The sequence below is a fragment of the Nonomuraea sp. NPDC050536 genome, from assembly GCF_044457685.1.
GTDB lineage: Bacteria > Actinomycetota > Actinomycetes > Streptosporangiales > Streptosporangiaceae > Nonomuraea.
This window is the reverse complement of sequence record NZ_JBITHD010000040.1, coordinates 43,322-52,888: the sequence shown is the minus strand read 5'-3', so window position 1 is coordinate 52,888 and position 9,567 is coordinate 43,322. Positions and strand designations below refer to the sequence as shown.

The 9,567-nt window shown below is 70.0% G+C and carries 7 protein-coding genes; 4 read left to right on the top strand and 3 right to left on the bottom strand.

The window, feature by feature from the left end:
* Positions 1-141: 141 nt before the first annotated feature.
* On the top strand, positions 142-723 hold the full coding sequence (locus ACIBHX_RS51585) for a GNAT family N-acetyltransferase (protein WP_397076306.1): 582 nt from the start codon (positions 142-144) through the stop codon (positions 721-723).
* Positions 724-789: 66 nt separating this feature from the next.
* Positions 790-2,754: a phosphocholine-specific phospholipase C gene (locus ACIBHX_RS51580; protein ID WP_397076304.1), complete on the top strand. Its 1,965-nt coding sequence runs from the start codon at positions 790-792 to the stop codon at positions 2,752-2,754.
* On the opposite strand, the gene ACIBHX_RS51575 is transcribed toward ACIBHX_RS51580, so the two are convergent.
* Positions 2,755-3,294, bottom strand: coding sequence for a TetR/AcrR family transcriptional regulator (locus ACIBHX_RS51575; RefSeq protein ID WP_397076303.1), 540 nt, complete (start codon positions 3,292-3,294; stop codon positions 2,755-2,757).
* Between the two features lie 142 nt (positions 3,295-3,436).
* Here ACIBHX_RS51575 and ACIBHX_RS51570 point away from each other — a divergent pair, with 142 nt between their 5' ends.
* On the top strand, positions 3,437-4,192 hold the full coding sequence (locus ACIBHX_RS51570) for a hypothetical protein (RefSeq protein ID WP_397076301.1): 756 nt from the start codon (positions 3,437-3,439) through the stop codon (positions 4,190-4,192).
* Between the two features lie 17 nt (positions 4,193-4,209).
* Here ACIBHX_RS51570 and ACIBHX_RS51565 read toward each other — a convergent pair whose 3' ends face one another.
* Entirely contained in the window at positions 4,210-4,995 is a 786-nt protein-coding gene (locus tag ACIBHX_RS51565) for an SAM-dependent methyltransferase (RefSeq protein WP_397076300.1), read from the bottom strand.
* Positions 4,996-5,042: 47 nt separating this feature from the next.
* Here ACIBHX_RS51565 and ACIBHX_RS51560 point away from each other — a divergent pair, with 47 nt between their 5' ends.
* Complete coding sequence (locus ACIBHX_RS51560; RefSeq protein ID WP_397076298.1) at positions 5,043-6,368, top strand: MFS transporter; 1,326 nt, start codon at positions 5,043-5,045, stop codon at positions 6,366-6,368.
* A gap of 43 nt (positions 6,369-6,411) precedes the next feature.
* Here the strand turns inward: ACIBHX_RS51560 and ACIBHX_RS51555 are convergent, their stop codons facing one another.
* Positions 6,412-9,561 carry a discoidin domain-containing protein gene (locus tag ACIBHX_RS51555; RefSeq protein WP_397076296.1) on the bottom strand — a complete coding sequence of 1,050 codons (3,150 nt, stop codon included), beginning with the start codon at positions 9,559-9,561 and terminating at the stop codon, positions 6,412-6,414.
* Positions 9,562-9,567: the final 6 nt, after the last annotated feature.

Genomic DNA, 9,567 nt, shown 5'->3' with positions numbered 1-9,567 from the left:
GGCCATCAAGACCATGCGCGACACCGGCCGCGACATGCTCGACAAGTACAAGGAGACCTCACGCGGCGGCCTGGCCGTCAACGTCATCGAGTGCTGAAACCCGTTTGCACCGGATCTGTCGTGGTCAGCACACTCGGGGGCATGCACATCGTGTCGTTTCCCGAGTCGGCCACCCCGCCTGAGCTGCTGGCGCAGATCCGTGACCTGCAGCAGGAGGCGTGGCCGTCGTTCTCCTTCCCGGCTCCGGACAGCGGGGAGCCGAACCACGATCCCGCCCTGCGGCCGCTGTCCATGGTGCTGGTGGACGGCGGCACCGTGCTGGCCGCCCTGGACATCCTGTCCAAGGAGCTCACGCACGCCGGTCGCCGCTACCACGCCGCCGGACTGAGCACCGTGGTGACCAGGAAGGCGGCCCGTGGCCATGGGCACGGCCGCCACCTGGTGGCCGCCGCTCGCGCACAGATGGCCGAAGCCAGGTACGACATCGGCCTGTTCACCTGCGACCGGCCCCTCCAGACCTTCTACGAGAGCGCGGGCTGGCAACTGCTGCCGGGCACGTTCCTGATCGGCGGGACCCCCGAAGAGCCCTTCCCCAGCGACCGGCCCGGCTTCGACAAGGTCACCATGGCCGATTTCTTCTCCCCGGCGGCCAAGCAGCACCGGCTGTCGTTCCACCACGCCCGCATCGAGCTCTACCCGGGTCAGATCGACAGACTGTGGTAGTTTTGCCGGAGTTTGAGCGGAAATGACATCTATGCGTGAGCGATTTTGAGCGGTAATGTCCGCGTCATGCGTCAGGCATCGGCTCTGCCCCCATCCGTGCACGAAGCGCTCGCCAAGCCGATGCCGGAAGGCGGGCTGGGGGCGATCAAGCACGTGGTCTTCCTCATGCAGGAGAACCGCTCTTTCGACCACTACTTCGGCACGCTGCGCGGCGTGCGCGGCTTCGCCGACCGCAACGCGATCGCGCTGCGCCACGGCGGGTCGGTCTTCGAGCAGCCGTCGGGCGGCGGCGCGGTGCGGCCCTTCCCGCTGCGGGAGGCGGCCAGGCTGGCCGGGCGTGACCCGCAGTGGCTCGACTCCCTGCCGCACAGCTGGACGGACGGCCAGGTGGCGGTCGCGGGCGGCTGGCACGACGGTTGGATCACGGCCAAGGGCCCGGCCACGATGACCTACCTCGACCGGCGGGATGTGCCGCTGCAGTACGAGCTTGCCGACACCTTCACCATCTGCGACCAGTACTTCTGCTCGGTGATCGGCTCCACCAGCCCGAACCGCAACTACCACTTCAGCGGCCACTCCGGGTTCGAGCCCGGCAGCGCCAGGCGGGCCGTGGACAACGACGCCTACGAGGACGACCACCCCGGCTACACCTGGTCCAACGCGGGCGAGATCCTCCAGGCGGCCGGCCACTCCTGGCGCGTCTACCAGGAGCGGGACAACTTCACCGACAACAACCTGGAGTTCTTCGCCCGCTTCCGCGAGCTGGCCGCGAAGGTCCTGCCCGGCGGCTTCACCAGCATGGAGTCCTTCTACGCCGCCGCCGGTCCCGACCTGCTGTCCGAACTGGCCGAGAACGTGGCCGCGCTGACTCCCGAGGACCGGCAGCTCTACGACCGGGCGCTGCACCGCGTACCGGCGGGCACCCTGGCCGCCGCCTTCCGCGCCGACGTCGAGGCAGGGACCCTGCCGCGGGTGAGCTACGTCGTCGCCGCCGCGGCCGACTGCGACCACCCCAGCGAGTCCTCCCCCGCCCAGAGCGCGCGCCTCGTCTACGACATCCTCGACGCCCTCGCCGCCAGCCCCGAGGTGTGGGACTCGACCGTGCTGTTCCTCACCTACGACGAGAACGACGGCCAGTTCGACCACGTCCCGCCGCCCCTGCCGCCCGAGGACAGGCCGGAGGAGTTCTACGACGGGCACCCGATCGGGCTGGGCATGCGGGTCCCGATGATCGTGGTCTCGCCGTGGAGCGCGGGCGGCTACGTCTGCTCGCAGACCTTCGACCACACCTCCACCACCCGCTTCCTGGAGACCTGGCTGGGCGTCCGCTTCCCCGACATCAGCCCGTGGCGGCGGGCGGTCTCCGGCGACCTGACCAGCGCCTTCGACTTCTCCTCCAGCGCGCCACCGCGGGCGCTGACCCCGCCGGGCCCCGTGCCGGCCTTCACCGGCCGCTGGCTCCCGACCGCTCTCGCCTCTCCCGGCCTGCCGCTGGTCGAGGAGGGCATACGGCCGGCCAGGGCGCTGCCGTACCAGCTGGACGGCTGGGCCGTGGCGCGGGACGGCACGCTGACCGTGACCGTGGTCAACGGCGGCATCGAGAGCGCCCACCTGGCCCTGTACCCCTACGCCGGGGAGTTCGCCCGGCCCTGGCACGCCGACGTGCTGGGCACCGCCTGCCGCACGGTCGAAATCCGCGGCCGCTATGAGCTCGTGCTCACGGGACCGAACGGCTTCCGCCGTGAGTTCGCCGGCTCCGCCGCCGGACCTGCCATCGAGATCACGCACCGCGTCGAGACCGAGCCCCGGCGGATCGTGGTCGGCATCGCCAACCCCGGTGCCTCGGCGGTCACCCTCCAGGTGGGCGGCCTCACCGTCCAGCTCGCGCCCGGCTCCTCGCGTGAGGTCCCGGTGTCGTGCGAGAACACCCACGGCTGGTACGAGCTCCGCATCACCAGCCCGGCCGACAAGGGCTTCCGCCGGGTGCTGGCCGGCCACATCGAGAACGGCCTCCACAGCGTCTCCGGCTGATCAAATCCCGGTGAACGCCGTGGACGTGAGGCGGTGGTGGGCGGCGGCCATCCGGGTCGCCCCGCCGGCGAAGTCGTGGTCGACCCACCACTGCAGCAGACCCACCGTGGCGCTGGCGTAGAACGCCGCCACCGCGTCGGCGGGCAGGTCCGGGTCGCCCGGCGCGAGGTGGTCGCGCACGGCGTCGGCGATGAGGCGCTTGAGGTGGCGGTGGACGAGCTCGCCTCCCCTGTGGCCGCACAGCGCCCGGTAGATCTGCCTGTGCCGGCCGGCGTGGCGGAACAGCGTCGCCGCGGGCCCCTCCGGGCCGGTCTCCGCCGAGGCGAACTCGTTCTGCAGGTCCTCGCGGACACCGTCGAAGCAGGCCATGAGCAGCGCGTCCTTGTCGCGGAAGTGCGCATAGAACGTCGAGCGGCCCACGTCGGCCCGGTCGAGGATGTCCTGCACGGTGATGCGGTCGTAGCCCTTCTCCAGCACCAGCGCGGTGAACGCGTCGCGCAGGATCCGCCGGGTACGGCGCACTCTCCGGTCCTCGGTCACGGCTCCACCTCACCTCGCGTTCCGGGACAATCGCCGGCCGGTGTCCGGAACCGTACGGCCGGCCCTGATTGAACGTTGACGACTGCCTCCTCCCGCTGACCATACTCGAACATGGTGTTCAGCAACAGACAAGGTGTTCGTTATGACTGACCTGCCCGTCTACGTCTGGCTGATCGTGTTCGTGGAGGCGGCGGCGATGCCGCTGGCGACCTCGGCGGCCCTGTTCCGTGGAGCCGTCGCCACTGGCTTCGGCCGCCCGAGAGCAGCCGCGATCGCCATCGGGTTCTCGGCTCTCTGGCTCGGCTGGATGGCGGCGAGCGCGCTCCTGGCCGCTTCCGGCGCGTTCCGCCAGGACGCGGCGGCCGCCAACCCCTGGGTACCCGTGGCCGCGGTCGGGGCGTTGGCGGTTCCCCTGCTGATGAGCCGGATCCCGGCGATCGCCAGGATCCTCGCCCACCCCGCCACCGCGGCCCGGCTGACGTTCCCGCAGACCTTCCGCGTCATCGGCCTGGCCTTCCTGCTCGCCATGGCCGTGGGAGCCCTGCCGCCCCTGTTCGCGATCCCCGCGGGTCTCGGCGACATCGCCGTCGGCCTGCGCGCGCCCTCGATCGCCAAGCGGATCGCGCGCGGGACCGCCGGCCGAGGGGCGATCCTGTTCCAGCTCCTGGGCATGCTGGACCTGGTGGTCGCCATCACCCTCGGCGTCCTCACCGCCCTGGGCCCCACGCGGCTGATCACGACGCAGCCGTCCAGCCTGGCCATCTCGGTGCTGCCGTTGTCAATGATCATCACCACGGTCGTCCCCCTGGCGATCGCCCTGCACGTGATCGCGCTGCGGCAGCTGCGGCAGCAGGCCAGGAGCAGAACCGCCGAGCCGGTCCTCGTCCAGCCGGCCTGACCCAGCCGATCCAGCGGTCAGGGGTGTTTGTGCCCCACCGCGCAGAGGTGGTAGTCGCCGCTGATCCGGGAGGTGTCGGTGGTCGGGTCCGGGCGCCACTCCCGGGTGTTGACGATGCCGGGCTCGAGGATCTCGAAGCCGTCCAGGAACGTCTCGAACTCCGCCCGCCTGCGGGGCGTGAAGGGTGAGGTGGCGTTCCGGTAGACGGCGCTGACGTCGTCGGCCTTGTTCGGCATGGTGTCAGGGGCGACGTGCGTCAGCACGATGTAGCTACCCGCGGGCAGCAGGTCCCGGTACCGGTGCACGATGCCGGCCGGGTCCTCCCCGTCGGTGACGAAGTGCAGCAGCGAGACCACCAGCAGCGCGATCGGCCGGGACAGGTCGAGCACGTCCGCCGCATGCGCCATGACATCCTCCGGCCGCCGGAGGTCGCCCTCCTGGACGGTGACACCGGGCGAGCGGCCGAGCAGGGCGCGGGAGTGGGTCAGCACGACGGGGTCGTTGTCCACGTAGACGACCTTCGCGCCGTCGATCACCTCGTGCACGTGACCGGCGGTGGGCAGCCCGGATCCGATGTCCAGGAACTGGTCCACGCCCGCCTGCGTGAGGTGACGCACCGCACGCTGCAGGAAGGCCCGGCTGTTGCGGGCGTCGCCTCTGATCTCGGGGATGATCGCCAGCACCTTCTCGGCGGCATCCCTGTCGGCCGCGAAGTTGTCCTTCCCGCCGAGGTAGTAGTCGTACATCCGTGCCACGTTGGGCACCGAGGCTCTGATACCCGGCGGGACTCGGTCACTCATCATGGGGCAAACCTAGACGATCTCGGGCGAACGTTGCGATGATCGCTGCCATGTTAGGTCTCCATGCCTCGACGGGCATCAGCAGGACCAATCTCTGGGCGTGCATGGGGCTCGGGCTCCTGGGCACCGCCGTCATCACGTTCCTGCCGGCCGGCCAGCCGTACGTGCTGGGCGAGGTGCTGCGCCTGTCCGGCGACGAGCTGGGCCGCGCGACCGGATACCTGCAGGTCGCGGCAGAGGTCGGGCTGATACTGAGCCTGGCCTGGTACGGCGCGCTGGCCGACCGGATCGGCCGGCGTCCCGTCGCGATCGCCGGGCTGCTGCTGTGCGCGCTGGGCGCGGCGCTGTACCCGTTCGCGGGCAACGTCGTCGTCCTGGTCGCGCTGCGGATCGTCTTCGCGCTCGGCATCGCGGCGCTGAACGTCACCATGTCCGCGATCACCGCCGACTACGTGCTCGATCGGGCACGCGGCAAGGCCTACGGCTGGCTCGGCCTGTTCAGCGGCATCGGCGCGGTGGTCGCCGTGCTGGTGCTGGTGCGGCTGCCGAGCATGCTGGAGAAGGGCGGCATGGACCCGACCACGGCCGCCAGGGTGGGCTTCCTGATCGTCGCCGCGCTGGTGGGTCTGGGCGCGCTGGCGCTGCGCGGCACGCTCGCGCCGGGTCTGGCGGCGCCCGCCGTAGAGCAGCCGGGGGCCGCCGAGCAGAGGCCGGGGCTGATGCGCCTGATCGGTGAGGGGGTACGGCTGGCCCGCGACCCCGGGGTGGCGCTGTCGTACGCGGCGTCCTTCGTGGCCAGGGCGGATCTGGCGCTGGTGGCCAGTTTCCTGTCGCTGTGGATCGTGGACTACGCCAGGGGCGTGCGGGGCATGCCCGCCACCGAGGCGCTGGCCAAGAGCGGCGCGATCGTCGGCATCGCGTACCTGGTGATCGTGGTGGGCGCGCCGCTGTTCGGCTGGCTCGGCGACCGGATGCGGCGGCAGGACGTGGTGATCCTGGCCCAGGCGGTCGCCGCGGTCGCGTACCTGTCGAGCCTGCTGGTCAGCGATCCGCTCGGGCCGGGGATGATGCTGGTGGCGGCCCTCATCGGGCTGGGCGAGATCGGCGTCATCACCACCGCGGGCCCGCTGCTGGCCCAGCAGGTGCCCGGCCGCCTGCGGGGTTCCAGCTTCGGGGTGCAGACGCTCTGCGGCGCGATCGGGATCTTCGTGATCTCCGGGATCGGCGGGTGGCTCTACGACCTGTGGCGGCCTGCCGCTCCCTTCGCGCTGTCCGGAGTGTGCGGCCTGCTGGTCGTGCTGTTCGGGCTGGCTGTACGGCGGCGCGTCACGCCCCACCAGGAGGCCGCCCCGGCCCCGCAGCAGGCGGGCACGTGAACAGTCGCCGGTCCCCCCATCGGGAGACCGGCGACGTCCAACCCTAGAAGACCTCGATCTCCGCGAGCTGCAGCAGGTAGCTGGAGTCGAGCTGCGTCCCCGTCGTCCGGACATACCGGGCGGTCACCGGAGAGAAGCTGAACTCCTGCCCGGTCGCGCCCGGCTTCGGATAACCGTTGCGGGAGGCCACCGTCGTCCACGTGGTCCCGTCAGCCGACACCTGGATGGTGAAGTCGACGGGGAAGCCGTTCCCGGTGTTCGCGCCGTCGCTGCGCGGCCACAGCACGACCTTGCTCACCCGCGAGGGCCCGCCCAGGTCGACCTGGGCCCACTCGGTGTGCTGCGAGGACGCCAGCGCGCTGCTGAAGCCCATCGAGTACCACAGCTGCGACAGCCGTACCCCGTCCGTGGCGTCGGCCCGCAGCCAGCTCTCCGCGGGATACTCCACCGAGCTCGACGAGGTGACGGTCCGGCCGAGGGCCAGGTCGCCGCCCGCGGTCTCGATCTCGGCGAGCTGCATGTGGTAGTGCCCGAGGTTGTCGGTCCGCAGGTTGGTGCCGGTCACCTTCACGTAGCGGGCGTTGACCGGCGCGAACGGGAAGGTCTGCGGATCGGCGGACGGCCGGGCGTAGCCGGTCGGCGAGGCGACCGTGGTCCAGCTGGTTCCGTTCGCCGACACCTGGACGGTGAAGTCGATCGGGAAGCCGAGGCCGGTGTTCGCGCCGTCGTTGCGCGGATAGAGATCGACCCGGCTGATGGACCGGGTGCTGCCGAGGTCGACCTTCAGCCACTCGGTGTGGTTGGTGGTCATGTTGTCGATGCTGCTCCACCCCAGCGCGTTGCTCCACGAGGTCCGCAGCCCGTCGTTGGCGGCAGCCGTGCTCCAGCCGTCGGCCTGGTAGGAGCTGGAGGCGGTCACCGTCCCGAGCTCGGCCGCGTTGACCAGCGGGTTGACGTGGACGTTGTCGAAGCGGGCGCTCGCACCGCCGGTGATCACGGCGACGCTGCCGAGCGGGAAGGCGTTGTCGGTGACCGAGAGGACCTGGTCACCGCCCGAGTAGACCTTGATCGCGCCCTGCTGGTAGATCACCCGCAGGTGGTTCCACGCCCCGGGCACGTAGCCGGGCGCGGAGGCCTGGGCCAGCGTGGTGCCGTTGCGGTAGAGGAAGACCCGGCCGTCGTTGCGCTGCGCGACCAGGTAGCCGCTGTCCATGTCGGTCGGGTTCAGGCTGTGGATCATCAGCCCGGCCCAGTTGGAGTTGCCGCTGCCCGCCTGCACGCCGGTGATCTTCAGGTCCACGCTCGCGGCGACGTCGCCGTAGGTGCGGCCCTCGACGGCCGAGGCGAAGCCCCAGTCGCTGGTGTCCGACTGGACGTACTCGCCTGAGCTGACCGACCAGGTGCCCTTGGTGTGCCGCCAGGCCTGCTCGGTCCCGTCGAAGCCGTCCGTGAAGGGGAAGGCCATGTCGGGCGTCGTCGACACCAGCTCGTCCAGGATCTGCTTGTGCCGTTCCACCACGTCTGCGCCGACGTGATCGTAGGAGGAGCCGTTGGTGATCAGGCTTTCCGTGATCTGCCGAGCTGTGATCGGCTTGACGGCGCTGAGCTGGTTGAGCAGCTCGAAGTCCTGCTGCCCGTCGAGCTGGGCCTCGCTGCGCAGGCTGTCGTACACGTCGTAGGCCGGCTTGTTCGGCCGGACCAGCCAGTTGTCGCCGGTCTGCCAGTCGTCGAAGGTGTTGACGTTGCCGAAGTTGGAGCCGTCGCCGAGGTTGCCCCAGTAGTTCCAGCCCCAGTGCAGGTAACCGTCTCCGCCGACCTTCCAGACCAGCCACGGGAGCAGCCGGGTGCTGTCGAGGGGGTAGGAGACGAACCTGTTCATGTGCGAGTCCTGCGGCACGGCGCAGGTGTAGAGCCACAGGTCCTTCCCGGCCAGCCGCTGGCTCTGGTAGTGCGCGACGTTCGCGTCGTAGGTGCCGGTGTACGGCGTGAGCGTCGTCAGGTTGGCCTCGTTTCCGGGGAACAGCGAGGCGTGCGCCTCGTTCGTCCGCGGGTTCGGGAAGTAGGCCTTGTACTTGGTGTAGAGCCAGTTCGCCGCGTTCACCTGAGCGGTCGCCGACGGCTCGTCGAGCGCGCTCATGTAGAACTTGTCCGTCCAGCCCTTGGCGTCGAGGTGCGCCTTGAGCGCGGGGAAGACCTTGTCCAGGTAGCCGTTGGTCGTCGCGGTGTTGGGCGTGGCGAGGACCCGCTTGACCGGGCCGCTGACCCCGTTGGCCGCGACGAGCATCTCCAGGCCGGGGTTGTTGCCGTCCGGGTTCCCCTCGAGCAGGGTGGGCGTGTAGATGTACTGCATCGCTCCGGCGTCCATGAAGAGCTGGACGAAGCGATCGAAGTTCGACCAGTCCCAGGTGTAGTTCCCCGACGAGTCCACCGTGGTTCCCGGGATCAGCAGGGCCTGGAAGTCCGCGTAGATCACGTTGTTGCGGTGCTTGGCCTGGTTGACGGCGAAGTTGCCGATGACCTTCCACCAGTTCGAGTCGTACATGCTGACGCCGTACTGGACCGGGATCGACATCTGCGTGCCGGAGTAGTCCCAGCCGGCCGAGGTGAACCAGTTGTTCATCTTGAACGACGACTGGTTGGCCGGCGGAATCGCCACGTTGTAGACCGTCACCGACACCGGCACGGTCACGTTGCCCGAATCGCTGTGCACCACCGCGCTGCCGGTGTAGACGCCCGGCGTCTGCCCCGTCGGCACGTGGACCTGGTAGAAGTACGCCAGCGTGGTGTTGGCCGCCAGGCTCTGCGGCGTGTTGTCGACCAGGGCGTCGAAGTAGGCACTGCCGCCGTCGGGCGGATTCTGATAGTCCGAGCCCACCTTGGCGATGTTGGGGTGGTTGTACTCCTTGCGGGCGGTGATGTCGGTGATGGACGTTCCCGGACCGGACAGCGCGCCGACGCTGACCGAGACGCCGGTCTGCGCGCTGCCGGATCGGACCAGGATCTGCGCGGCCTGGTACTCGTTGCGCGCGGCGTAGAGCCCGATCGATCCCGGCGCGCTCGACGGCGGGCTGGAGGAGGAGAAGGCGCGGTCGGATTCGTTCTGCACCCAGACCGACAACGCGGCGGCCTGGGCGGGCTCGGAGAGCAGTAACGGGAAGAGTAAGGCGGCTAACGCGAGCAGGGTACGGAGCACGGAGAT